A 24,762-nucleotide genomic window follows, 5' to 3' on the forward strand; every position below is an offset into this window, starting at 1 on the left:
TCTGGAACGATGGGGCCATGAGCGCTGCTACTTCTCCGACCGAGCGCCGGGTCTCCGCGCGCATCGGCGCGATCTCCGAGTCCGCGACCCTCGCTGTCGATGCCAAGGCCAAGGCCCTCAAGGCCGCAGGAAGACCGGTGATCGGCTTCGGGGCGGGCGAGCCCGACTTCCCGACTCCGGACTACATCGTCGAAGCCGCCGTCGAGGCCTGCAAGAACCCGAAGTTCCACCGCTACACGCCGGCCGGGGGCCTCCCCGAGCTCAAGGCGGCGATCGCCGCGAAGACCCTCCGTGACTCGGGCTACGAGGTCGACGCGTCGCAGATCCTGGTGACCAACGGCGGCAAGCAGGCCATCTACGAAGCGTTCGCCGCGGTCCTCGACCCGGGCGACGAGGTCATCGTCCCCGCACCGTTCTGGACCACCTACCCGGAGTCGATCCGCCTCGCGGGCGGTGTCCCGGTCCCGGTCGTCGCCGACGAGACCACCGGCTACCGCGTCTCCGTCGAGCAGTTGGAGGCCGCGCGCACGGAGCGCACGAAGCTCGTCCTCTTCGTGTCGCCGTCGAACCCGACGGGCGCCGTCTACAGCGAGGCCGACGCCGAGGCGATCGGCCGCTGGGCCGTCGAGCACGGCCTGTGGGTCATGACCGACGAGATCTACGAGCACCTCGTCTACGGAGACGCGAAGTTCACCTCGCTCCCCGCGATCCTTCCCGAGCTGCGCGACAAGTGCATCGTGGTCAACGGCGTCGCCAAGACGTACGCGATGACCGGCTGGCGCGTGGGCTGGATCATCGGCCCGAAGGACATCGTCAAGGCCGCGACGAACCTGCAGTCGCACGCCACGTCCAATGTCTCCAACGTCGCGCAGGCCGCCGCGCTCGCGGCCGTCTCCGGAGACCTGGTCGCCGTCGAGAAGATGCGCGAGGCCTTCGACCGGCGCCGCCAGACGATCGTGCGGATGCTCAACGACATCGCGGGCGTCATCTGCCCCGAGCCCGAGGGTGCCTTCTACGCGTACCCCTCGGTGAAGGGCCTCCTCGGCAAGGAGATCCGCGGCAAGCGCCCGCAGGACTCCGTCGAGCTGGCCGCACTCATCCTCGAGGAGGCCGAGGTCGCGGTCGTTCCCGGTGAGGCCTTCGGGACGCCGGGTTACCTGCGCCTCTCGTACGCGCTGGGCGACGAGGACCTCGTCGAGGGCGTCTCGCGGATCCAGAAGCTGCTCGCCGAGGCCCGCGACTGAGGGCTGCGTCGAGAACATGCGGGCCGTCTCTCCTTCGGAGAGGCGGCCCGTTTCTTCGTTCGGAGGGGGCCCCGAAGGGGGAAAGCCGCTACCGGGACGCCAGGTGCATACGGCAAGATCCTCGAATGGAGCGTGTACGAGACGAGCGTGTACGGGACGTACGAGACCTGCCGAAGGCCCATCTCCACCTGCACTTCACCGGGTCGATGCGGTCGAGCACCCTTCTTGAGCTGGCCGACAAGTACGGAGTGCGTCTTCCGGAGGCGCTGACCGGCGCCGAGCCCCCGAAGCTGCGCGCGACGGACGAGCGGGGCTGGTTCCGCTTCCAGCGGCTCTACGACGCCGCGCGCTCCTGTCTGCGCGAGCCCGAGGACATCCGGCGCCTGGTGCGAGAGGCCGCCGAGGAGGATCTGCGCGACGGCTCGGGGTGGCTGGAGATCCAGGTCGACCCGACGTCCTACGCGCCGCGGCTCGGCGGCCTGATCCCGGCCCTGGAAATCATCCTGGACGCCGTCGAGAGCGCCTCGCGGGAGACCGGCCTCGGCATGCGCGTCCTGGTCGCCGCGAACCGCATGAAGCACCCCCTGGACGCCCGCACGCTGGCGCGGCTCGCGGTGCGGTACGCGGACCGGGGCATCGTCGGCTTCGGGCTCTCCAACGACGAGCGGCGCGGCATGGCACGGGACTTCGACCGGGCCTTCGCCATCGCGCGCGACGGCGGTCTGCTCGCGGCGCCGCACGGCGGTGAGCTGACCGGGCCCTCGTCGGTGCGGGACTGTCTGGACGACTTGGACGCGGCGCGCATCGGGCACGGGGTGCGGGCCGCCGAGGACCCGCGGCTCCTGAAGCGGCTCGCCGACCGGGGCGTCACCTGTGAGGTGTGCCCGGCGTCCAACGTCGCCCTGGGGGTCTACGAAAAGCCGGAGGACGTCCCCCTGCGCGCGCTGTTCGAGGCGGGGGTGCCGATAGCCCTCGGCGCCGACGACCCGCTGCTCTTCGGGTCGCGGCTCGCCGCCCAGTACGACATCGCACGCACCCACCACGGCTTCACCGACGCCGAACTGGCGGAGCTCGCCCGGCAGTCGGTCCGCGGCTCGGCCGCGCCCGTCGACGTACAGCGGAAGATGCTGGCCGGGGTGGACGAGTGGCTGACCTCGTAGGGATTACACGCTCGTGATGCCCTTCAGGAGCGTGCGGGCGAGTGCGGCGGCGAACTCCTCGACGGGCTGCGGGGGCTGCTTGCCGACCGTGGCGTCGTAGGCGAAGGCGCGCTGCGCGCAGGCGCCCATGAGGAGCGAGGCGGCCGCGAACGTGTCGGCGTCGGGTGCGATCCGGCCCGCGTCCCGCTCGGCCCGCAGATAGGCGTCCAGGGTCTCGATGGGCACGTGGGGGCCGGTGCCCATCTCGCGCATGGAGTCCTCGTGGCGGCGCTTCAGCTGGGTCTCCGCGTACAAGGAGGCGGCGATCGGGAAACTCTCCGCGTAGAAGCGGCTGGCCTGCATCGCGATCTCGGTGAGGTTCTCCAGGACACTGCGCTCCCCCGGCTTCTCCACGAGCTCGTTCAGGAGCGGGTTCAGCCTGGGCAGCCGCTCCTTGAGCACGCTCACGAACAGCTCTTCCTTGCTCGCGAAGTGCTTGTAGAGCGCGGCTTCGGAGCAGCCGGCCGCTTTGGCGATCTCCTTGGTGGTGGCGCGGGCCAGGCCGCGGGTGAACATGAGCTCGTGCGCCGCGTCGAGGATGCGGGCCCGGGTGGGCTTCTGCTGCATGGGCCGTCCAACCAACCTTGACGTATGGGTGAGTGGATACTCACCCTAGTGGTGAGTGAATACTTACCCACCCGGGGAGGACGCGCAATGAAGCTCACTGTTTTCGGTGCCACCGGCGGTGTCGGCGGGGAGATCGTCAGGCAGGCGCTCGCGGCGGGGCACGGCGTCACCGCCGTCGTGCGGGACCCCGCGCGGCTGAGCGTGACGGGTGAGGGCCTTGAGGTCCTCCGGGCCGACCTGACCGATCCGGAGGCCCTGCGTGCGGCCGTGACCGGGCGGGACGCGGTCCTCTCGGGTCTCGGCCCGCGCAAGAAGGCGGACGCGGGGATCACAGCGGACCTCACGCGGTCGGTGGTGCGCGCGATGGAGGCCGAGGGGGTGCGCAGGCTCGTGGTGGTGAGCGCGGCGCCGGTCGGCCCGCCGGCCGAGCGTCAGCCCGCGGTCGACCGGATCATGGGCTCCCTGGTCGCCAGGGTCCTGAAGCCCGTGTACGACGATCTGCGGGCCATGGAGGCCGCGCTGGCGAGCAGCGCGACGGACTGGACGTCCGTACGGCCGCCGAGGCTCCAGGACAAGCCGGCGACGGGTGTCTACCGCAGGGTGGTCGGCGGCACCCCGACCAGCGGCCGGTTCATCGGCAGGGCGGACGTGGCGCACGCCATGCTGGCGGCGATCGACGACGCGTCGACGGTGAAGCAGGGCGTGGGCGTCGCCTACTAGCCGCGCGCCGGATGCCTCAGAGGCTGACGCCCACCGTCACCGGTTCGTTGACGAGGGTGACCCCGAAGGCGTCCCGCACCCCTGCGACGACCTCGCGGGCCAGCTCCAGCAGGTCTTCGGTGGTCGCTCCGCCGCGGTTGGTGAGCGCGAGCGTGTGCTTGGTGGAGATGCGGGCCCTGCCCTCTCCGTAGCCCTTGGTGAAGCCCGCCTTGTCGATGAGCCAGGCGGCGGAGGTCTTCACGCGGCCGTCGCCGGTCGGGAAGGCGGGCGGGGCGACGTCCGCACCGAGGCGTTCCGTCACGCGCGCGTGGAAGGCGGTGAACTCCTCCTCGGTGAGGATCGGGTTGGTGAAGAACGACCCGGCGGACCAGCTGTCGTGGTCCTCGGGATCCAGCACCATGCCCTTGCCCGCGCGGAGCTTGAGGACAGTCTCCCTGGCGACCGCGGCCGGGACCCGGTCCCCCGCCTCGACACCGAGCGTGCGCGCGGTCTCGGGGTACTTGAGGGGCGCGCTCATCCCCTGCGCGTCCTCGAGCTCGAAGCGGACCCGTAGCACCACGAAGCGGTCGGGGTCGGCCTTGAAGCGGCTGTGGCGGTACGAGAACGCGCACTCGGCGTTCGCCATCACAACGGTCTCGTGGGTCTTCCTGTCGTACGCGACCACTTCGGTGATCGTCGAGGAGACCTCCTGGCCGTACGCCCCGACGTTCTGGATCGGGGTCGCGCCCGCGGAGCCAGGGATGCCGGCGAGGCATTCGATGCCCGCCAGGCCCGCTTCGACGGTGCGAGCGACCGCGTCGGTCCAGACCTCGCCGGCGGCGAGCTCCAGCTTCGTGCCGTCGAGCGCGAAGCCCCGGGTGGCGATGCGCAGGGCGGTGCCGTCGAAGCCCTTGTCGCCGATGACCAGGTTCGATCCGCCGCCGATGAGCAGCAGCGGGGTTCCGGAGTCGTCGGCCTCACGGACGGCGGCGATCACCTCGGCGTCGGTCGTCGCGGTGATCAGACGGGTCGCGGGGCCGCCGAGCCGGAAGGTGGTCAGCGGGGCGAGCGGGGCATCGTGGAGTTCCTGCACGTGCTCAAGAGTACGAGAACGGCCCCGCCGGTCAGGGCGGGGCCGTTCTCGTACGTCTGTCAGGCGCCCCCGTGCGTCCGTCAGACGCTCTCCCACGCCCTCAGACGGCGATCAGCTCGTCCTCCGACGTGGACGCGGTCGTCCCGGCCCCTCCGGCCGCCCGCCGACGGGACGGGATGCAGAGCGCCGCCACCGCCGCGAGGGCCACCACCGCGGAGCCCACCCACAGCGCGGGCTCCAGGCCGTTCACGAAGTCCTGCCCGGAGCCGTAGCCGCCCTGGGCCGAGAAGATCGAGGACATCACGGCGATGCCGAGGGCGCCGCCGACCTCGCGCAGCGCGTTGTTGGCGCCGGACGCGATGCCCTGCTCCTGCGGTCGCACGCTGGACATGACCAGGTTGGACGCCGGTGCGAAGTAGAGGGACATCCCGATGCCGCTGATGATCAGCGCCGGCAGCTGGGTGGCGTACGAGACGTCGGGCGTCACCACGACCGCGTACCAGGCGAGGCCCACGGCCTGGAAGAAGAGGCCGGCGGCGACGACCGGGCGGCCGCCGATCCGGTCGGAGAGGTAGCCGGCCAGCGGCGAGATGAGCATCGGCATGCCGGTCCAGGGCAGCATGCGCAGCCCGGCCTCGGTGGGCGAGTAGCCGAGGACGCCCTGCATGTACTGGCTGAGCAGGAAGATCGAACCGAACATCCCGAGGAACATCAGCAGGCTCGCCGCGTTGATTCCCGCGAAGGCACGACTACGGAAGAGGCGCATCGGCAGCATCGGCGCCCTGTGGCGCATCCCGTGCCGGATGAAACCGCCGAGCAGGAGGACGCCCGCGCTCAGGCTGACGAGGACGGTGGCACTGGACCAGCCGTCGATGGGGCCGCGGACAAGGGCGTACACGATTCCGAAGAGCCCGCCGCTGGCGAGCAGCGTGCCGGCCGTGTCCAGTCGCGCGCCGGGGGCGTGGGACTCGGCGAGGCGCAGCCGGGCGAGCGGCAGCAGGGCGAGCCCCAGCGGGACGTTCAGCCAGAAGATCCACTGCCAGGAGACGTGCTCGGTGAGGCTGCCGCCGATCAGCGGGCCACTGGCGACCGCGAGGCCGTTGACGGCGCCCCAGATGCCGTACGCCATGCCGCGCTTGGCCTGCGGTACGGCCGCCGTCAGCAGGGTCAGCGTGAGCGGCATCATGATGGCGGCGCCGACGCCCTGCACCGCGCGGGCGGCGATCAGCGCGTCCAGGCCGGGTGCGAGCGCCGCGGCGGCGGAGGCGGCGGTGAAGATCGTGAGGCCGACGGTGAAGAGGCGGCGGCGCCCGTACCGGTCGCCCAGGGCCGCGCCGAACATCAGCAGCACGGCGAAGGTGAGGGTGTAGGCGCTCACGGTCCATTCGAGGTCGTGCAGGGCGCCCCCGAGGTCCTCGCGGATGGAGGGCAGGGCGGTGGTGACGACGAGGTTGTCGAGTGCCGCCATGAACCCGGCGACGCTCGTGATGACGAGGGCCCAGACCATTCCCCCGCGCGACGCCGTCTGCTCTGGCTGCGCTTTCTGCTCCGGCATTGCTTCCCCTGTTGGTTAGTTATTGATGACTAACTTTCGTGGGCACAGAAGGAGGCCCCTCTGCCCCGCGCGACTCATCCCTTGGGCTGCGCCGAGTCGTAGAAGCCGGCCCACACCCGGTGGTCGGGCCGGAACCCCATCGACACCAGGACGTTGATCAGCATTCCGTACGCCAAGAACTGCGTCGTCTCGTCGACGTCCGCCCCCAGCGCGAGGCGGACCGTGTCGTACATGTCCATCCAGGCGGCCCGCAGCGCGTCGCCGAACTCCCGGTCGCCGGACGCCTCCGCGGAGGCCACGGCGACGTACATCTGCATCTGCATGAGGAGCTTGTCCGGGTCCTCGGCGATGAGGGCCTGATAGGCCCTCCCCATGGAGTGCAGGGCCTCCTCCCCCTCCAGCCCCTCGGCCGCCTTGCGGAAGACCTCCGTGACCTCCTGGCAGCACCGCCCGGAGGCGGCGAGGAAGATGGACTGCTTGCTCGGGAAGAGGCGGAAGAGATACGGCTGCGAGACACCCACCCGCTTGGCGATGACCTCGGTGGAAGTGCCGTTGTAGCCACCGCGGGCGAACTCGACCATCGCCGCGCGGATGACGCTTTCGCGCCGCTCTTCTGCGCTCATCCTGACCATGCGATTAAGTTAGTGGTCAATCACTAAGCCGTCAAGCCGGTCCGCGGACGAGCACTCCGGGGCATGAGTGACGAGCACTCCAGGGCATGAGTAAGGGGCGCCCTCCCATTGAGGACGCCCCTTACCCGAGCAGTTGTCAGGCGAGCTGTACGACGGCGCGCGACATGCCGAGGACTTTCTGGTCCCCGCTCTTCGCGAGCAGGTCGACGCGCACGCGGTTGTCGTCCAGCACGGCGGCGACCTTGGCGCTGACCTCTATGGTGGCGCCCTTGTCGTCGTTCGGGACGATGACGGGCTTGGTGAAGCGCACGCCGTACTCGACGACGGCTCCCGGGTCGCCCACCCAGTCGGTCACGACGCGGATCGCCTCGGCCATGGTGAACATGCCGTGCGCGATGACGTCGGGAAGGCCGACCTCGCGTGCGAACTTCTCGTTCCAGTGGATCGGGTTGAAGTCCCCGGAGGCGCCCGCGTACTGCACGAGAGTGGCGCGTGTCACGGGGAAGGTCCGGGGCGGCAGCTCGGTGCCGACCTCGACGTCCTCGTACGCAATCTTCGCCGTCATCGCCTCAGGCCCCTTCCGCCGCACGCGCCACGAGCTTGGTCCAGGCGGTCACGACGTGCTCGCCGGCCTCGTCGTGGACCTCACCGCGGATGTCCAGGATGTCGTTGCCCGCCATCGACTTGATCGCCTCGATGGTCGAGGTCACCGTGAGCCGGTCGCCCGCACGCACCGGGCGGGTGTAGGCGAACTTCTGGTCGCCGTGCACGACGCGGCTGTAGTCGAGTCCCAGCTGCGGGTCCTCGATGACCTGACCCGCGGCCTTGAAAGTGATCGCGAACACAAAAGTCGGCGGGGCGATCACATCGGGGTGACCGAGCGCCTTGGCCGCTTCCGTGTCGGCGTACGCGGGATTGGTGTCCCCCACGGCCTCGGCGAACTCGCGGATCTTCTCCCGGCCGACCTCATAAGGATCAGTGGGGGGATAGGAACGCCCCACGAAGGACTGGTCGAGCGCCATGGACTCGGCACCTCCTGCGGTTGGTTTCGTTGCAGATGGCTTCGCACAACACGACGCGAGGCCGCCCCCAACAATCGGGGACGGCCTCGTGTACGAGCCTGTGTTTAGCGCGTTTCGCGGTGCGCAGTGTGCGCGTTGCAGCGCGGGCAGTGCTTCTTCATCTCAAGACGGTCCGGGTCGTTACGCCGGTTCTTCTTGGTGATGTAGTTCCGCTCCTTGCACTCCACGCAGGCCAGCGTGATCTTCGGGCGGACGTCGGTGGCAGCCACGTGAGTGCTCCTTGACGGACGGATGGACGGATGAACGCATAAAAGAGTAGCCGATCGAAGGACCGACCCCACAATCGGCTACCGTTAGTAGCGGTGACCGGACTTGAACCGGTGACACAGCGATTATGAGCCGCTTGCTCTACCGACTGAGCTACACCGCTGCGATGCCGGATCACCCCGCCCGAAGGCGAGGATCACTCAACATCAGAGCCCCAATGCGGAATCGAACCGCAGACCTTCTCCTTACCATGGAGACGCTCTACCGACTGAGCTATTGGGGCGAGCGATGAAGACATTACACGGTTGGTCGCCGATCGCCCAAATCCGTTTCGTCAGGGCTGTCCGAGGGCATCGGACGCCCCGCCTCAGGCGTCCATGAACACCCCATCCGCGTACGCGCACCACACCGGTACGACTATTCCGCTCCTCCTCGAAGCGGGCCTTTCACCGTCCTAGGCTCGACGCGCGCTGCGTGATCTTGACGCCTCGACGACTGCAGCCGCCCCCGAGCCCGAGGAGCGCGATGCCCGACAGCCAGCCGCAGCAGCCCCACTCCTCCGGCGCCTCCGGCTCCGGCCCCGCCGCCGACTCCGGTTCCCTGCTGCTCAGCGGCGCCCGGCTCACCGACGGACGGACCGTGGACGTCCGGCTCGGCGGCGGACGCATCGAGGCGGTCGGCACCGCGGGCAGCCTGAGTGCCCACACCGCGCGCGTGGACCTCGCCGGCTACCTCCTGCTGCCCGCGGCCGCCGAGCCGCACGCACACAGCGACACGGCGCTGTCCGCCGACACGGCGGGCCCGGTCTCGTACGACGCCCCGGACGTCCAGCGCCGCGCCACCGAGGCGGCGCTGCTGCAACTCGGGCACGGTGCCACCGCGCTGCGCTCGCACGTGCGGATCGGCGACGTCCAGGGGCTCGGCCCCTTGGAGGCGGTGCTGCAGGCGCGCCGCTCGCTCCGGGGCCTGGTCGACCTGACGGCCGTCGCCGTGCCACGGCTGCTGACGGGCGTCGCGGGCGCGGACGGGCTCGCGATGCTGCGGGACGCGGTGAAAATGGGCGCCTCCGTAGTGGGCGGTTGCCCCGATCTGGATCCCGATCCCACGGGGTACGCGGAGGCGGTCCTGGAGATCGCCGCCGAGCACGGCTGCCCCGTCGACCTGCACACGGACGCCGACGATCCGGCGCGCCTCGGGCGGCTCGCGGCGATGGCGGGCGGCCTGCGGGCCGGGGTGACGCTCGGCCCGTGCGCCGGGCTCGGACGACTGCCCGAGGACGTGACCGCGCGCGCCGCCGAGCAACTCGCGGCGGCCGCGGTGACGGTGGTCTGCCTGCCGCAGGGCGGTTGCGGGAGCGCGGAGCGGCGCGGGACGGCGCCGGTGCGCCTGCTGCGGTCGGCGGGGGTGCGGGTCGCGGCGGGCAGCGGGGCCATGCGGGACGTGTCGAACCCGGTGGGGCGCGGGGATCCGTTGGAGGCCGCGTACTTGCTGGCATCGCGGTGCGGGCTGCGGCCCGAGGACGCGTACGGCGCGGTGAGCGGGGCCGCGCGGGCTGCCATGGGGCTGCCGGAGGTGCGCGTGGAGGCGGGTTTTCCCGCCGAGTTGCTGGCCGTGCGCGGCGACCGCCTCTCGGGTGCGCTGTCGCTCGCGTACAGCCGGATCGTGGTGCACCGGGGCCGGGTGGTGGCGCGGACCAGTGCGGTGCGCGAGTACTGCGATTCCGCGGCGGCGGTGGCGTTGGACCTGCCGCGGCAGGGGCGGTCGGCAGGGGCGGCGCCTGGGGCGGCGCCGGGACGGCCCGCGGGGGACGAGCCTTCGGCCTGAGGGGTTCTGAACTGGGGCGGTCGGTGGGGGGCGTGGTGGGGTGGGCGTGGGGGCGCGGCGGGATGTGTGGGTGGAGCGTCTTGCGGTGCGGCTGGGGCGCGTTGCGGCTTTCGGCTGGGGCGCGTTGCGGTGTGCGGGTGGGGGCGCGTTGCGACGTGCGACTGTGTGCCGCGGCGGAGGGGGGCGGGGGCGCCGCGGGATGTGCAGTGGGGGCTTGCCGCTACCCGGGGGTGGTCCACGCGCGCGTGTTGAGCGCTAGCGTCCGCCCTGCCGTACGGTCGGGAGTATGCGCATTGTCATCGCTGGAGGTCATGGTCAGATCGCGCTGCGGCTGGAGCGTCTGCTCGCCGCGCGCGGTGACGAAGTCGCCGGGCTGATCCGTAGCGCCGGGCAGGAATCCGATCTGCGCGAGGCCGGCGCCGAACCGGTGCTGTGCGACCTGGAGTCGGCTTCCGTCGACGAGGTCGCGGGGCATCTGCGCGGCGCCGACGCGGCCGTCTTCGCGGCGGGCGCGGGGCCCGGCAGCGGCGCGGACCGCAAGAACACCGTCGACCGGGGCGCGGCCGTCCTGTTCGCGGACGCGGCGGAGCGGGCCGGAGTGCGGCGCTACATCGTCGTGTCGTCCATGGGCGCCGACCCCGCGCACCAGGGCGACGAGATCTTCGACGCCTATCTGCGGGCCAAGGGCGAGGCCGACGCGGACGTACGCGCGCGTGCCGCCCTCGATTGGACGATCCTGCGCCCCGGGATGTTGACGGACGACGCGGGCACCGGCCTCGTACGCCTGGAGGCGTCGACCGGGCGCGGGCCGGTTCCGCGGGACGACGTGGCCGCGGTCCTCGCGGAGCTCCTGGAGACGTCGGCGACGGCCGGACTGACGCTGGAGCTGGTCAGTGGGTCCGTACCGGTGTCCGTGGCGGTCAAGTCGGTCGCGGGCAACTGAGGGGCGGCGGGGTCGCCTGAGGGTTGGCGGTGCCGCCTGAGGGCTCCTCAGCGACCCTCAGAACAGCGGGAGCTGTCCGGGGCAGTCCGGGACCACGTAACCGTCCAGAGCGGGCTGTGCGGCGCCCAGGTGCGCCTGCCTGCGGGATCCGGGGCAGGAGACCAGGTCGCCGGTGCCGCGCGGGCCGGGCGGGTCGTGGCGGGCGAAGCGGCCGCCGACGACGGCGATCTCACGGCGGCACTCCGGGCAGTTTCTGCGACGGGACGACATGTGATCAGTGTGCCCATCGGCGGCGCCTGAGGCTCGTCGGCCCGCGCGGAACGTGCCGGGGCGCGCCGGACACCCGTACGAGAAAACGCTCGGCCACCCGAGCATCCAGCCTTCCCGTACGCCGGCGAGCCGTACACCAATGACGCCAACTACGCCACGAAGGCCGTCAGTTGACCGCACACGGGCACGGCCCCGCCCTATCCTGGCCCGCATGGAACCCGCCGTGATCGGAGCCCGACTCGCGTCGAGTGTCGTGGGGCCGCTGATCAGAAAGCTGTTCCAGGCCGAGGGCCCCGGAGCCGGTCTCGTCGACAAGCCCGTCCGCGTCGCCCACCTCGTGTCCTTCAGGGGTGAGAAGCGCACGCTCTCCGACAAGGATCTGTACAAGATCGCGGAGGAGCTGGTGAAGCGGGCCGCACACTCGACCGGTGTCGAGGAGCTGCTTCCGTCGTTCGAGAAGCAGGCCGTCATCCATGCCGTCACCGACTCGCTGCGCTCCCTCGGAACGCTCGAGATGGATGACGTACAGGCGGTGCGCCTCGGCCATCTGGCGCTCTCCCAGCATCTGCGCGCGCAGAACAGGACCGCGACGCTGGGCCTGTCCCACGACGCGGTCACGCTGCACGCCGGCGTCCTGGACACCGCCTGTCTGCACATCCTGAACTTCTTCACCCAGCGGTCCACGTTCGTCCCGCGCACCCTGCTCGAACAGAGCCGCGGCATCGAGGAACTGACCCGGAAGATCGACTCGCTGATCACCCGTTCGCCGTCCCCGGCGGACGGCCCCTTCGAGGAGCGGTACGCGCACTACATCGCGACCAAGCACGGAAAGCTGAGCATCTTCGGCCTGGATCTGTCCGGCGCGCCGGAGAGCTGGCGGCTCGACGTGGCGTATCTGCGGCTGAACGCGGCCGCCGACGGGCTGGGCGGCACGCCCTCCTTGGTCCCGGCCGATCACGTCCTGGCGGGCCGCAACCGCGTACTCCTGCGCGGACTCGCGGGCTCCGGCAAAACCACCCTCATCCAGTGGCTGGCGGTTTCGACCGCGAAACGGTCGCTCGACGAACAACTGCTGTACCTCTACGGTCTCGTGCCGATCGTCCTCCCTTTGCGCACTCTCACCCGTAGCGGAGCCCCTCTCCCGACGCCCGACAAGTTCCTGTCGGCCGTGGACTGTCAGATCGCCGGCGGCCAGCCGCACGGGTGGATCGACAGGGTGCTGCAGGCGGGGCGCGGGCTCATCCTGATCGACGGCATCGACGAGATCCCCGAGGACGACCGCAACGACGCACGCCGCTGGCTGCGGGAGCTGCTGAGCGCCTATCCCGACAACCGCTGGCTCGTCACCTCACGGCCGTCCGCCGTGCGGGAACGCTGGCTGACCGACGACGACTTCGCTGAGCTGGACCTCGCGCCCATGAAGCGCGACGACATCGCCGAGTTCATCCAGCGCTGGCACAAGGCGGCGGGCATCAGTGACCAGTACGCCAACGAGCTGCTGCGCGCGGTGCGGGCCCGCCAGGACCTGAGCCAGCTCGCGACCAACCCTCTTATGTGCGGACTGATCTGCGCACTGCACCAGGACCGCCGCGGGTACCTCCCCGAGGGGCGCAAGGAGATCTACGACGCGGCTCTGTCGATGCTGCTCTTCCGGCGTGACCGCGAACGCGGTGTCTACAAGAGCGGGCCCATCCATGTCAGCGAGGCCGAGCACATCCAGCTGATCCAGAAACTGGCGTACTGGATGATCCGCAACGGCCGCTCGGAGATGACCCGTACCGACGCGGTGGAGCTCCTGCGGCAGGTGCTGCCCGCCATGCCCAAGGTCGCCGAACAGGGCACTCCGGAGGCGGTGTACAGGCATCTGCTCGTCCGTAGCGGTCTGCTCCGGGAGCCGAGCGCGGACTCCATGGACTTCGTCCACCGCACCTTCCAGGACTACCTCGGGGCGAAGGCGGCGGTCGAGGAGCTCGACTTCGACTTCCTGATCGCCAACGCGCATCTGGACCAGTGGGAGGACGTCATCAGAATGGCCGTGGCCCACGCGCGGCCCACGGAGCGCACGCGCCTGCTCACCGGCCTGATCCGGCGCGAGGACACCTCCCGGCGGGGCAGGGACCGTCTGCACCTCCTCGCGGCCGCCTGCCTGGAGCACGCGACCGAGCTGGCCCCCGCGGTGCGGGCGGAGGTGCAGGAGCGCGCGGCCGCCCTCATCCCGCCCCGCTCGCCGGACCAGGCGCGCGCGTTGACGGCGGTCGGGCCCTTCGTACTCGGGTTGCTGCCAGGACCGAGGGAGCTGCCGCCGCGCCCGACCGCGCCGGACCCGCTCGCCACGGAGACGCAGTGGGCGGAGGCCGCGGCGGCGGAGGCGGCGTACTGCGCGGTGGCCGACGAGGCGTACTTCACCGTGCTCACGGCCACGCCGTTCCCCACGGACGCCGCGATCGAGCTGCTCGCCCAGTACCGCGACCATCCGGACCTGCGGGTCCGCAACGAGCTCGCACGCGCGTGGGGCGGTTACGAGACGGACCTGTACGGCCAGGAGGTGGTCGCGCACCTCGCCGAGGAGGGCCTCTACTTCCCCGTGTCGAACCTGCGCGAGCTCCGCGCGCTCCGCAGCTACGGCGGACGCTCCCACATCAAGATCACGGGCGAGTTCACGGTGGACGAGTTCGTGGCGACGTGCCCGGGGGAACGCCTCACCCATCTGTGGGTGGAGGCCGACATGGGCGCCACGTGGGACTGGCTGGGCCTCTTCCCCAAGCTGTGCGAACTCACCATCGAGACGCTCCACCCGAGCATCGACCTCAGCACCTTGGAACGGGTCCGCAGTCTGCTCACGCTCCGTGTCCCCGAGGAGGCCACGCTCATCGGCAGGAGCCTGCTTCCGGAGTCCACGAGGGTCGTACGGGAGCCTTTGGAGAAAGGGTGATTCAGCGTGTCCATGTCTTCGCACAGGGGGTACACGTGACCGAACACCAAAAGCGCGAGAAGCCGCCCGTATTCTTGAGCTATTCGTCGCGGGACGCGCCTGTGGCTCGCAGACTGGAGCGGTCACTCGGCCTGGCGGGGATCGACGTCTGGTCCGACAGACGCCTACGAGTCGGAGATGAATGGCAAAGGTCCATCACGAAAGCCCTTGAGGACGCAGAGATAGTCCTGGTATTGATCTCGCCGTCTTCTCTCAGATCCGAATGGGTCACGAGCGAGTGGCAGACGGCACTCATCCGTTCGCAGCGGGTGATTCCCGTCTTGGTCGGAGGCGCGCGCTTCAGCGACCTGCCCCGTGACCTGGCCGGTATTCATGCAGTCGACCTGAATGAAGAGGACCCCGAGGAGATCAGGATCCTGACGGAGGCCATCGAGAGCTGGAGCACGTCCAGCGACCCGTCGCCCGCCGAGGTCATGACGGTCCAGCAGGTTCAGGGGATCATCGAGGACACGGTGACACGGACCCTGGAGAGGCTCGGCCGCGACACGGACACGGGTGACGCACCCAAGGAGACCGAAGTGGTGGATGACTACGTCTTTGTGGTGATCAGCTTCGATCCGGCCATGGATCCGACTTTCGCGGCCATCGAGTCCGCGGCGAGGCGAATGGGGCTGAGAGCCGAGAGGACCAAGGACATAAAGCGGGACTTCCGAGTGACGGAGACGATCCTGCGCAATATCAGCTCCGCCCGCCTCGTGGTCACCGACCTGACCATGGAACGCCCCAATGTCTACTTTGAGCTCGGCTACGCGCGAGGAAAGGGAAAAACAGTCGTCACACTCCTCAAGACGGGGGCGACCGCACACGTGGACGTACGGGGTTGGAATTACCTCGAGTACATCGACTCACGCCCTTTGGAGGAAGATCTCGTCGAACGGTTCAAGATGGAACTCCAACAGGACTGAGCCGAAAGGTAACGTTCCGTGACCTGGGAAGGCTGAGCCGGCGGGGCTACAGCAGGTCGTCCCCAACGGGCTGACCTGGCGAGATGACCAGCAGCGCGACCCTTGGGCATGCCTGGGGGGAGCGCTCAACATGGGCTCTTCCGCACCGCTCTGTCGATCGACGGAATTCGCTAGCTTTCGCCACCCCCTGCAGAGCCCTGACCAGGCGTTTCCAAACGATCTCCGGAGGTGAAGTCGAGCGCCACCCCCTTAACGCCATGCCTCACCATGGGCTTTCGCCAAGACTGTTGATCATGACGGTGGATCAGATGCTTGAAGCGCTCGAAGACTTGGGGTTTCCTCGTCGTGGGGCCGCAAGGCACCCCGACGCATGAACGCCTGGCTCCGGGCAGCTCCCCGAAGCCAGGCTCACATGCGGGCTACGGGCGAGTCCGGCCGACTATGCACCGGTCGGGCTCGTCTACCGCCCGACCAACCGTCCGGAACGCCTGTGATGCATCACACGAAGTGTTCGATGCACCCCGCGATGGCCGTGACCGCAGTCAGGAACGAGGCCACAAGCTGAAGCCAGTCCGGTAACTGGTTGCGCCTGCGGCAACGCGCTCGCCATGTCGATCGCTCCATCTGGTTCGATCTCCCATCTCTCATTGATCCCAACGCAGTTGGGTCCCGCCCGATCCAGGCGGGCGATCGAGGAGAGAGGCATCGAACCCTCAAGAAGTTAGCTGGCGCGCCAGTGGCGCAAGGAGCGGGCACGGGGTGGCGAATGCTGGCGAACTTCCGCCCGGCAACTGACACTGGCGCACGACGGCATCATCTTCGTCGCCAGGCCAGATCTACGGTGTCGCCAGTAGCACCTTCGGGGATCACCCGTGCGGGCATTCTCCAAGTGAGGGCACTGCGGGGCCCGACAGCCGGCTCGGCCACGACTGAAAATTTCGGTTATTTGCGTCAAGGATGTGGGCGTCACACCCGCACCCCACGCCCTCGCCCTCGCCATGACGCGCCTGCAGCCCTTGAGAGATCGAACAGGCGGCCGAGTGGAGGGTGATCAGTCCAACAGCGGCAGCGACGGACGCCGCTCCATTGAGAGCCCCGACCGCTCGGGCTCCGGCCACTCGGGGCAGTCGGCAGAGACCCCACCGTAGGCAAGCACGGTCTGCGAGGCGAGGTCGCAGCACGCTTGGATGAAGCCTTCAGCGCCCATAAGACGCATCGAGTGCCCACCACTCTTCAACGGCCACAACGCTCCGGAGCGGTTCGACACCGTGTACGGGTCCCCGCCGTGGCTCAGGATGTCGCGGAGGGTTTTCATATCGGCGAGGTACAGCTGCACCTCTTGAGTGCCGACGAATGCACTCCAGCGCGAGCGGTTCCCGGGGCCATTGCCCAGAGTCCTCGTGCGGACTCCCCAGTCGTTGGTGAAAAGGCGGACCGCATGTTGCTGCCCGACGTGGCGGAGCTTGTCCGGGTTGAGTGGAAGATGCCGCGTCCTGGACGGATCGAGGGCAAGGACGTCGTTGAAGAAGGCTTCGACGGCCGCGTAGGACATCGTGAAGATTCCCCACCGCAGCGCGTACTGCTTCTTCGAGCCCCCGAGCGACTTGTCGTCCTTCCCGGTCAAGCCATCAAGGTCGCGGTGAAGCCCCACCAGCATCGAAGGGTTTCGCAGCCCGGCGGATAAAGCATCGGCCGCGTCGATGACGGCGGGAAGGCGAGGGTGCGGAGACATGCGCGTGATCGTAATGGCTGCGCTGCCGATGTCGGCCAGTCCAGTGGGGGTTGCCGACGGCCGCACCTTCGCACGAGCCGTGGAGGCTGACCCAAGGCACAGGCTATGGCGAAGCCGACCTGCGGGAATGGCACGGAGTCGCCGTATCCCCCGGGGGACGCTCGGGGGGCACGCACTGATCAGGGGCGGGCCAGACCTGAGACCTGGTGAGACAAGCCACGCTTTTCGACCATCGTTCGAATCACTGTGCTCGCATACGAAGAAACCCCCTCAGATCAACGTTTCCGCAGATCGGAGGGGGTTTACCTTCATGTGGCGGCGCCAGGATTCGAACCTGGGAAGGCTGAGCCGGCAGATTTACAGTCTGCTCCCTTTGGCCGCTCGGGCACACCGCCGGGTTTGCTGCCCACACTCCGCTTTCGCGGCGCTCCGTGGCAACGACGTAAACGATACCTGATGCACGGGGGTGCTTCGCCACCCGATTGATCGGCACCCCGCCCGGGGGCGGTGGCTAGGCTTTGCGGATGCGGCCAGCGTCAGTCGGCCGTGTATCCGCTGAGTACGCATACCCCGATACAAGGAGCCACAGGACATGGCCGACTCCAGTTTCGACATCGTCTCGAAGGTCGAGCGGCAGGAGGTCGACAACGCCCTCAACCAGGCCGCCAAGGAGATCTCGCAGCGCTACGACTTCAAGGGCACGGGCGCGTCGATCGCCTGGTCCGGCGAGAAGATCCTGATGGAGGCGAACGGCGAGGAGCGGGTCAAGGCGATCCTCGACATCTTCCAGTCCAAGCTGATCAAGCGGGGCATCTCGCTGAAGTCGCTGGACGCGGGTGAGCCGCAGCTGTCCGGCAAGGAGTACAAGATCTTCGCCTCGATCGAAGAGGGCATCTCCCAGGAGAACGCGAAGAAGGTCGCCAAGATCATCCGTGACGAGGGCCCCAAGGGCGTCAAGGCACAGGTCCAGGGCGACGAGCTGCGCGTCAGCTCGAAGAGCCGGGACGACCTGCAGGCCGTGCAGGCGCTGCTCAAGGGGCAGGACTTCGACTTCGCCGTGCAGTTCGTGAACTACCGGTAGGTCAAGCCGACCGTCGTACGGAACACGGAGGGCGGGCACCCCGGATGGGGTGCCCGCCCTTTGCTGCTGGCCGCAGACCGTGAGGCGGCGTCTCAGCGCCGTGAGTGTCCGAAGAGGATGCGGTAGGCGACGAGCAGGACGAGTGAGCCGCCGATGGCCGCCACCCAGGTGGCGCCGTCGTAGAAGTCGTCGGCGATCGGGCGGTCCAGGTAGCGGGCGGATATCCAGCCGCCGACGAAGGCGCCCGCGATGCCTATGACGGTCGTGCCGATGAAACCGCCCGGGTCGCGGCCGGGCAGCAGCAGTTTGGCGGCGGCTCCGGCCAGCAGCCCCAAGATGATCCAGCTGATGATGCCCATGTGATGACCCGGCCTTTCCCGCGCGGTGAGCTTTGTGCGCTGTTGCCCTGTAGGACGTCACTACGGAGAGGCGCGGTTGCGGTGATCCGTAAGGTGCGGCGCATGCCACAGCGGTGGTCGGGTGTGCGGGGCATAGCCGGAGGGGCGGAGAGCGCGCGTCATTCGTGCGCGCTGGTGGTCTGGCTGCGGGGGGCCTGCCACGGCTGCAGGTCCATGCCGTCGTTCTCCTCCTCGTACCACCCCGTGCCGTCGAGCCACGCGGTGAGCCACGCCGTGAGGGTCGGGGCGTCGATGAACCAGGCGTGCCGGGGATCGCCGCCGTTGGGCTCGAAGAGCAGGACCTGGCCGTCGGCCGTGCGGCAGTCCACGCACGCGTACATCGCGCAACCCCAGTGGGATATCGGCAGCACGCCTTTGGGCCAGCCCCAGTCGGATTCGCGCATCGCGAGGTACTTCTCGACGGCGGCCGGCTCGCCTCCGGAGGACTTGCCTTCGAGCAGCGGCAACAGGCCGTACTCCGGGCCGAATCCGCCGTCTCCTATGCGGGTGTAGAGCGCAACGAGCAGTGGCGGCAGGGTGAAGCCCAGCGATGCCTCCGCGCGGGCCAGCGTGTCCGGGCCCACGGGGGCGGGCAGGGAGTCCCAGCCCCAGGGGCGGGTGGCGCGCGCCTCGGCGGCGACGCGGGCCAGCAACTGCTCGGCTTCGGTCATGAGTTCATGGTGGACCACGGCACTGACAACGCGGCGTGGGTGGCCGTCACGTCCCCGCTCCGGCTTCAGGCCAGGACCACCTGGATGTCCATCTGCCTCAGCAGGGCGAGGAGTTCCTCGAAGGTCGGTGCGCGGTCGTCCGTGCGTGAGGTGACGGGTGTGACGCCCAGGCAGGTTCGGGCTTTGTGCGCGGTGTGCCAGACGAGGGTGGGGGGTGGTGGGGCGTTCGTCGTTCCGCGGGGGCAGTCCTTTGGTGCGCGGAGACGGTCCTCTGTTGTGCGGAGGCGGTCCTCCGTCGCGCGGAGGCAGTCCGCGAGTGTTTCCGGGCTTCGTCCGGCGTAGCCCCCGGGGCCGTGCACCGCCTCGCCCAGGGCGCAGTAGAAGGCGGATTCGTCGGTGATGTGGCGGCCGTCGAGGTGGTACGCGGTGCCGGGGGCGCGGTCCGGGCGGTCCGGGTCGGGACGTCCCGCGTGCCGGCGGGCGACGGTCAGCCAGTGGGACCGGCCGTCCGTCCCCGTGCCGTCGCGCGCCCAGACGTTGGGCTCCGTGGGCCAGCCGGACCACCAGGCGTCCCAGACCATCCCGGCGGCGCGCGGCGGCCGTGCGGTCCACGGGTCCAGGGCGAGGTCGACCAGGCCCCGCCCGCGCGCGGAGGGGACCCAGGCGACGACCTCGCCCTCCACGGCGTGTTGCAGGGGGCGTCCTGACCTCGCGAGCCGCAGCACCCGGCCGTGGCCGAGGTCACCTCTGCCGGACTCCAACGCGTCCTTGAGGACGCCGCGTGGTGCGCAGCCGAGCAGCCGTACGGGTGGTTCGGTCAACGCGTCGGAGGGGGCGTCACGCTCTTCGTAGAGGCCTGTTCGGTCCGGCAGTTGGTCGGCGAACAGGTGCCGCGCGTCCGCGCAGAGCGCCCAGATCTCGTCGTACGGGGCGGCCTCCGGGTCGTACGCGGCGAGGGCGTACTTCGAGTGCTGCACCGGAGTGCGCCCCCGCTAGTAGCGCGCGGCGAACGGCTGGTCGGTGCGGACGATGTCGCGGCCGAGCGGCAGCAGCGAGACGGGGATCAGCTTGAAGTTGGCGATGCCCAGAGGGATGCCGATGATCGTGACGCAGAGCATGAAGCCCGTGACGATGTGGCCGATGGCCAGCCACCAGCCGGCGAGGACCAGCCACAGGACGTTGCCCACGCAGGACGGCGCTCCCGCGTCGCGGCGCTCGACTGTCGTGTAGCCGAAGGGCCACAGGGCATAGCGGCCGATGCGGAAGCTGGCGAGGCCGAACGGGATGCCGATGATGGTGATGCAGAGCAGCGCCCCCGCCAGGAGGTACGCCAGGAACATCCAGAAGCCGCAGAGGACGAGCCATATGACGTTGAGGATTGTCTTCACTGTTGGCGACCTGCCATCTGCTCGAGTCGGGCGATGCGCTCCGCCATCGGCGGGTGCGTGGAGAACATCTTGGACATGCCCTGTCCCGGACGGAAGGGGTTCGCGATCATCATGTGACTCGCTGTCTCGAGACGGGGCTCGGGCGGCAGCGGCAACTGCTTCGTCCCTGTTTCGAGTTTACGCAGCGCACTCGCCAGGGCGAGGGGGTCGCCGGTGAGCTGCGCGCCGGAGGCATCGGCCTCGTACTCCCTGGAGCGGCTGATCGCGAGCTGGATGATGGAGGCCGCGAGCGGGCCGAGCAGCATGATCAGGAGCATTCCGAAGATGCCCGGCCCGTCGTTGTCGTTCGAGCGGCCGACGGGGATCAGCCAGGCGAAGTTGACCAGGAACATGATCACGGACGCGAGGGCGCCCGCGACCGAGGAGATCAGGATGTCCCGGTTGTAGACGTGGCTGAGCTCGTGGCCGATGACTCCGCGCAGCTCGCGCTCGTCGAGGAGCCGCAGGATGCCGTCGGTGCAGCACACTGCCGCGTTGCGGGGGTTGCGGCCCGTCGCGAACGCGTTCGGCGCCTCGGTGGGCGAGATGTACAGACGGGGCATGGGCTGGCGGGCCTGGGTGGAGAGCTCGCGGACCATGCGGTAGAGCTCGGGGGCCTCGAATTCGCTCACCGGGCGGGCACGCATGGCGCGCAGGGCGAGCTTGTCACTGTTCCAGTACGCGTACGCATTGGTGCCGAGCGCCACGAACAGCGCGACGATCAGGCCCGTACGCCCGAAGAAACTGCCGATGACAAGGATGAGCGCGGACAGTCCCCCGAGGAGTACGGCGGTCTTCAATCCGTTGTGCCGGCGGTGCACGGTACGCCCTCCTGGTGGTGCGTGGGGGAACCCTCTGCTGACTGGTGCTTCCACTGTTCAGTGGACCCTCCCGTACTGGTCAACGCCAGGCGGGGAGCACTAGTTCCCTTGTGCACGCACGAGCGATGTAGGCCGCCCGGGTGACGGCCGCGCGGTGCCTCGGCCGGTCGCGCGGCGGCTCAGAACAGGCCGGTGTCCGAGAACCTCAGGATCAGCTGGGGCGCTCCGGATAGGGCGACGCCGAGGACCGCCGTGAGCGCGATGGCCGCGGTGAGCGGGGCCGGGGCGCGGTGCTCGACCGGCTCGCCCTTGGGTGCGCGGAACAGGAGCGCGGTCCACTGGAGGTAGTAGAAGAGGGCGATCACCACGTTCGCGGCCATCACCACGGCGAGCCAGCCGAGACCGGCGTCGACGGCGGCCGAGAAGACCGTGACCTTCGCGAAGAGGCCGATGATGCCGGGCGGCAGACCGGCCAGGCAGAGCAGGAAGAAGCCGAGGACCAGGGCGGCCAGCGGCTTGCGCGCGTACAGCCCGCGGTAGTCGCTGACGCGGTTCAGGCGCTGCGTGCGGCCGACGAGGGCGGCCACGGCGAAGGCGCCGAGGTTCACGGCCGCGTACATCAGGGCGTAGGCGACGGTGGAACCGATGGCCTTCTCCGCGTCGGCGGTGTCGTCGGCGTAACCGGCGGCGGCGATCGGCACCAGGAGGTAGCCCGCCTGGCCGACCGAGGACCAGGCGAGGAGGCGCACCGCGCTGTACGCGCGCGTGGCCTGCTGGCGCAGGGCCGCCACGTTGCCCGCGGTCATGGTGACCGCGGCGAGGACCGCGAGTGCCGGGCCCCAGACGTCCGCGTACGACGGGAAGGCGACGACGGTGACGAGGATGAGGCCGGTGAAGCCGACCGCCTTTCCGACGACCGAGAGGTAGGCGGCGACGGGCAGGGGCGCGCCTACGTAGGTGTCGGGCACCCAGAAGTGGAAGGGCACGGCCGCGACCTTGAAGGCGAAGCCTACGAGGGTGAGGGCGACGCCCGTCTGGGCGAGGGTGTGCAGCTGACCGTCGATGTTCTGGAGGTCCTGCAGCTCGGTGGCGATCTCCGTGAGGTGCAGGGTGCCGGTGGCTGCGTACACGAAGCTGACGCCCATGAGGCTCACCGCGGTCGCGGTGACCGAGGAGAGGAAGAACTTCAGGGCCGCTTCGGAGGAGCGCTTGTCGCCCCGCTTGAGGCCCACGAGGGCGAACGCCGGGAGAGAGGCCACTTCGAGGGCGACGATGAGCGTCGCGAGGTCGCGCGAGGCGGGCAGCAGGGCGGCGCCGGCCGCGGAGGACAGCAGCAGGAACCAGTACTCCCCTGCGGGCAGTTCGTCGCCGGAGTCCTTGAGGGTGCTCATCGAGAGCAGGGCGGCGAGCAGGGCGCCGACGAGGACGAGGAGCTGGATGACGAGGGTGAAGCGGTCGGCGGTGTAGCTGCACGCGTGCGTGCCGCCGCCGGTGAGGCAGAAGGTCGAACGGTCGTCGTTCAGGAGCGGCAGCAAAGCGAGCGCGGCCCCGGCAAGACCCGCGACGGAGATCCAGCCGAGGAGCGCCTTCCTGCCGTCCTTCACGAAAAGGTCGGCGACGAGCACGACGAGGCCGACGACCGCCGTGATGGTCGGCGGCGCGATCGCGAGCCAGTCGACGGACTGGACCAGGCTTGTGGCGCTTTCGGCGCTTTCGGCGGCCACGGTCACGACTTGCCTCCAGTGAGGAGCTTCTGCACGGCCGGGTCGGTCAGGCCGAGGAGAGCCGCGGGCCAGAGTCCGGCGAGGACGGTGAGGGCGACGAGCGGGGTCCAGGCGGCGAACTCGTATCCGCGGACGTCGGCGAACTCGCGGGCGCGCACGCGGACGTCGGCGGAGGCCGTGGGCGTGGGGCCGTCCGCGAGGGCGGCGGGCGCGGGTTCGCCGGCCGGCTCCCGCTGCTCGGGCTCCCCGTCGGCGGGCTCCCCGGCCGTGGTCCGCGGCATCGGGCCCATGCACACACGGCGTACGACGATGAGCATGTACGCGGCGGTGAGCAGGGTGCCGAAGGCGGCGATCGCCATGAAGGTGAGGAAGGCGGGCCGGCTCAGGTCCGCCGCGGGCTCGAACGCGCCGAACAGCGCCAGCATTTCGCCCCAGAACCCGGCGAGGCCCGGCAGGCCGAGCGAGGCGACGGCGCCGAAGGCGAGGAGTCCGCCGAGGCGCGGTGCCTTGCCGTAGAGCGCGGCACCGGAGCCCTGCGCGAGGGTGTCGAGGTCGGTCGTGCCGGTGCGGTCCTTCAGCGCGCCGACGAGGAAGAAGAGGAGGCCGGTGATGAGGCCGTGGGCGATGTTGGCGAACAGCGCGCCGTTCACGCCGGTGGGGCTCATCGTCGAGATGCCGAGCAGGACGAAGCCCATGTGTCCGACGGACGAGTACGCGATGAGGCGCTTGAGGTCGCCCTTCGCGCCCTGCTTGGCCAGCGCGAGGCAGGCCAGGGATCCGTAGATGATGCCGACGACCGCGAAGGCGGCGAGGTACGGCGCGAACTCCCGCATTCCGTCCGGCGCGACGGGCAGGATGATCCGGACGAACCCGTACGTACCCATCTTCAGCATGACACCGGCCAGCAGCACCGAACCGACGGTGGGCGCGGCGGTGTGGGCGTCGGGCAGCCAGCTGTGCAGCGGCCACATCGGCGTCTTGACCGCGAGCCCGATCCCGATCGCCAGAACCGCGATGACCTGCACGGACGTGGTCAGACTCCGGCCGTTGTCAGTGGCGAGTGCCACCATGTCGAATGTGCCGGACTTGAGCCCGATGAGGAGCAGGCCCAGCAGCATGACGACGGAGCCGAGCAGCGTGTAGAGGATGAACTTCCAGGCGGCCTGGACCCGTTGCTCACCGCCCCAGCGGGCGATGAGGAAGTACATCGGGATGAGCACCATCTCGAACGCCAGGAAGAACAGCAGCAGATCGAGGACGGCGAAGGTCGCGAGGGTGCCGGACTCGAGCATGAGGATCAGTGCGACGAATGCCTTGGGGGAAGGCCCGGCCGGCATTTTGAAGTAGGAGTACAGCGCGCACAGGAACGTCAGCAGCGCGGTCAGGACCAGAAGGGGGAGCGAGATGCCGTCGATGCCGAGATGGATGCGCACGTCGAGTGCGGGGATCCAGCTGATATCGGTCGTGGCCTGCATCTTCGACGGCTGGTCGTGGTCGAAGCCGAGCGCGAGGACGATCGCGGCGAGCAGGATCACGCCGGTCACGCTCACGCCGTGGCGCAGCACGGCCTGGTCGGGCGACTTTCCCTTCAGCCCGGGCGGGGCGGGCAGGAGAGCGGCCACGGCGCCGATGAGCGGGCCGACGACGATCAACGCCAGAAGAAACTGCATCACGGACTCACTGATACCGATCACGG

General features: G+C 69.6%; 24 protein-coding genes and 3 tRNA genes. 8 read left to right on the forward strand and 19 right to left on the reverse strand.

Translation table 11 applies throughout. The features are described 5' to 3' along the window. Positions 1-17: 17 nt before the first annotated feature. Together DEJ48_RS15980 and DEJ48_RS15985 are read left to right on the forward strand one after the other, a co-directional pair. The gene (locus DEJ48_RS15980) at positions 18-1,244 is read left to right on the forward strand and encodes a pyridoxal phosphate-dependent aminotransferase (RefSeq protein ID WP_150216785.1); all 1,227 of its coding nucleotides are present in this window, start codon (positions 18-20) and stop codon (positions 1,242-1,244) included. Positions 1,245-1,369: 125 nt separating this feature from the next. Then, complete coding sequence (locus DEJ48_RS15985; protein ID WP_150216787.1) at positions 1,370-2,404, forward strand: adenosine deaminase; 1,035 nt, start codon at positions 1,370-1,372, stop codon at positions 2,402-2,404. A 3-nt stretch (positions 2,405-2,407) separates the two neighbouring features. Here DEJ48_RS15985 and DEJ48_RS15990 read toward each other — a convergent pair whose 3' ends face one another. Continuing rightward, on the reverse strand, positions 2,408-3,010 hold the full coding sequence (locus DEJ48_RS15990; RefSeq protein WP_150216789.1) for a TetR/AcrR family transcriptional regulator: 603 nt from the start codon (positions 3,008-3,010) through the stop codon (positions 2,408-2,410). A gap of 87 nt (positions 3,011-3,097) precedes the next feature. On the opposite strand from DEJ48_RS15990, the gene DEJ48_RS15995 reads away from it, so the two are divergent. Beyond that, positions 3,098-3,730, forward strand: a complete 633-nt coding sequence (locus tag DEJ48_RS15995; RefSeq protein ID WP_150216791.1) for an NAD(P)-dependent oxidoreductase — start codon at positions 3,098-3,100, stop codon at positions 3,728-3,730. A 16-nt stretch (positions 3,731-3,746) separates the two neighbouring features. Here the strand turns inward: DEJ48_RS15995 and DEJ48_RS16000 are convergent, their stop codons facing one another. From DEJ48_RS16000 to DEJ48_RS16035, 8 genes are all read right to left on the reverse strand, one after another. Further along, complete coding sequence (locus tag DEJ48_RS16000; RefSeq protein ID WP_190537998.1) at positions 3,747-4,865, reverse strand: UDP-N-acetylmuramate dehydrogenase; 1,119 nt, start codon at positions 4,863-4,865, stop codon at positions 3,747-3,749. A 37-nt stretch (positions 4,866-4,902) separates the two neighbouring features. Continuing rightward, positions 4,903-6,357, reverse strand: a complete 1,455-nt coding sequence (locus tag DEJ48_RS16005) for an MFS transporter (RefSeq protein ID WP_150216795.1) — start codon at positions 6,355-6,357, stop codon at positions 4,903-4,905. Positions 6,358-6,431: 74 nt separating this feature from the next. Next, positions 6,432-6,989, reverse strand: coding sequence for a TetR/AcrR family transcriptional regulator (locus DEJ48_RS16010; RefSeq protein WP_190537439.1), 558 nt, complete (start codon positions 6,987-6,989; stop codon positions 6,432-6,434). A 136-nt stretch (positions 6,990-7,125) separates the two neighbouring features. Beyond that, positions 7,126-7,554, reverse strand: coding sequence for a MaoC family dehydratase (locus DEJ48_RS16015; protein WP_150216798.1), 429 nt, complete (start codon positions 7,552-7,554; stop codon positions 7,126-7,128). 4 nt (positions 7,555-7,558) lie between these two features. Continuing rightward, positions 7,559-8,011, reverse strand: coding sequence for a MaoC family dehydratase N-terminal domain-containing protein (locus tag DEJ48_RS16020; protein ID WP_150216799.1), 453 nt, complete (start codon positions 8,009-8,011; stop codon positions 7,559-7,561). 104 nt (positions 8,012-8,115) lie between these two features. Then, the gene (gene rpmG, locus DEJ48_RS16025) at positions 8,116-8,280 is read right to left on the reverse strand and encodes a 50S ribosomal protein L33 (protein WP_004571794.1); all 165 of its coding nucleotides are present in this window, start codon (positions 8,278-8,280) and stop codon (positions 8,116-8,118) included. 88 nt (positions 8,281-8,368) lie between these two features. Then, positions 8,369-8,441, reverse strand: a tRNA-Met gene (locus DEJ48_RS16030). A gap of 47 nt (positions 8,442-8,488) precedes the next feature. After that, a tRNA-Thr gene (locus tag DEJ48_RS16035) sits at positions 8,489-8,561 on the reverse strand. Between the two features lie 242 nt (positions 8,562-8,803). Here DEJ48_RS16035 and DEJ48_RS16040 point away from each other — a divergent pair. Next, positions 8,804-10,102, forward strand: coding sequence for an amidohydrolase family protein (locus DEJ48_RS16040; protein ID WP_150216801.1), 1,299 nt, complete (start codon positions 8,804-8,806; stop codon positions 10,100-10,102). A 286-nt stretch (positions 10,103-10,388) separates the two neighbouring features. Further along, on the forward strand, positions 10,389-11,045 hold the full coding sequence (locus DEJ48_RS16045; RefSeq protein WP_150216802.1) for an NAD(P)H-binding protein: 657 nt from the start codon (positions 10,389-10,391) through the stop codon (positions 11,043-11,045). A 57-nt stretch (positions 11,046-11,102) separates the two neighbouring features. On the opposite strand, the gene DEJ48_RS16050 is transcribed toward DEJ48_RS16045, so the two are convergent. Then, a complete protein-coding gene (locus DEJ48_RS16050) occupies positions 11,103-11,315 on the reverse strand; it encodes a hypothetical protein (protein WP_150216804.1) in 213 nt (70 codons plus the stop codon). 211 nt (positions 11,316-11,526) lie between these two features. Between DEJ48_RS16050 and DEJ48_RS16055 the strand changes: the two genes are divergently transcribed. After that, positions 11,527-14,247, forward strand: coding sequence for an NACHT domain-containing protein (locus DEJ48_RS16055; protein WP_190537441.1), 2,721 nt, complete (start codon positions 11,527-11,529; stop codon positions 14,245-14,247). 35 nt (positions 14,248-14,282) lie between these two features. After that, the gene (locus tag DEJ48_RS16060) at positions 14,283-15,212 is read left to right on the forward strand and encodes a toll/interleukin-1 receptor domain-containing protein (protein WP_190537442.1); all 930 of its coding nucleotides are present in this window, start codon (positions 14,283-14,285) and stop codon (positions 15,210-15,212) included. Between the two features lie 1,051 nt (positions 15,213-16,263). On the opposite strand, the gene DEJ48_RS16065 is transcribed toward DEJ48_RS16060, so the two are convergent. Then, a complete protein-coding gene (locus DEJ48_RS16065; RefSeq protein ID WP_150216808.1) occupies positions 16,264-16,944 on the reverse strand; it encodes a hypothetical protein in 681 nt (226 codons plus the stop codon). Positions 16,945-17,257: 313 nt separating this feature from the next. After that, positions 17,258-17,339: transfer RNA gene (locus tag DEJ48_RS16070), tRNA-Tyr, on the reverse strand. Between the two features lie 197 nt (positions 17,340-17,536). Here DEJ48_RS16070 and DEJ48_RS16075 point away from each other — a divergent pair. Further along, positions 17,537-18,025 carry a YajQ family cyclic di-GMP-binding protein gene (locus tag DEJ48_RS16075; protein ID WP_055564526.1) on the forward strand — a complete coding sequence of 163 codons (489 nt, stop codon included), beginning with the start codon at positions 17,537-17,539 and terminating at the stop codon, positions 18,023-18,025. Positions 18,026-18,117: 92 nt separating this feature from the next. On the opposite strand, the gene DEJ48_RS16080 is transcribed toward DEJ48_RS16075, so the two are convergent. The 7 genes from DEJ48_RS16080 to DEJ48_RS16110 form a co-directional block, all read right to left on the reverse strand. Continuing rightward, positions 18,118-18,384, reverse strand: coding sequence for a GlsB/YeaQ/YmgE family stress response membrane protein (locus DEJ48_RS16080; protein WP_150216809.1), 267 nt, complete (start codon positions 18,382-18,384; stop codon positions 18,118-18,120). A gap of 158 nt (positions 18,385-18,542) precedes the next feature. Then, a complete protein-coding gene (locus DEJ48_RS16085; protein WP_150216812.1) occupies positions 18,543-19,094 on the reverse strand; it encodes an SMI1/KNR4 family protein in 552 nt (183 codons plus the stop codon). A 65-nt stretch (positions 19,095-19,159) separates the two neighbouring features. Further along, positions 19,160-20,071, reverse strand: a complete 912-nt coding sequence (locus tag DEJ48_RS16090; protein WP_150216813.1) for a barstar family protein — start codon at positions 20,069-20,071, stop codon at positions 19,160-19,162. A gap of 15 nt (positions 20,072-20,086) precedes the next feature. Continuing rightward, positions 20,087-20,482, reverse strand: coding sequence for a YccF domain-containing protein (locus tag DEJ48_RS16095; protein WP_150216815.1), 396 nt, complete (start codon positions 20,480-20,482; stop codon positions 20,087-20,089). Then, a complete protein-coding gene (htpX, locus tag DEJ48_RS16100; RefSeq protein WP_150185717.1) occupies positions 20,479-21,342 on the reverse strand; it encodes a zinc metalloprotease HtpX in 864 nt (287 codons plus the stop codon). The genes DEJ48_RS16095 and htpX overlap by 4 nt, the downstream gene beginning before the upstream one ends. A 179-nt stretch (positions 21,343-21,521) precedes the next feature. Next, a complete protein-coding gene (locus DEJ48_RS16105) occupies positions 21,522-23,066 on the reverse strand; it encodes an NADH-quinone oxidoreductase subunit N (RefSeq protein ID WP_150221209.1) in 1,545 nt (514 codons plus the stop codon). Between the two features lie 2 nt (positions 23,067-23,068). After that, positions 23,069-24,760 carry an NADH-quinone oxidoreductase subunit M gene (locus tag DEJ48_RS16110; protein ID WP_150216817.1) on the reverse strand — a complete coding sequence of 564 codons (1,692 nt, stop codon included), beginning with the start codon at positions 24,758-24,760 and terminating at the stop codon, positions 23,069-23,071. Positions 24,761-24,762: the final 2 nt, after the last annotated feature.

Source organism: Streptomyces venezuelae (assembly GCF_008642315.1).
Taxonomy (GTDB): domain Bacteria; phylum Actinomycetota; class Actinomycetes; order Streptomycetales; family Streptomycetaceae; genus Streptomyces; species Streptomyces venezuelae_D.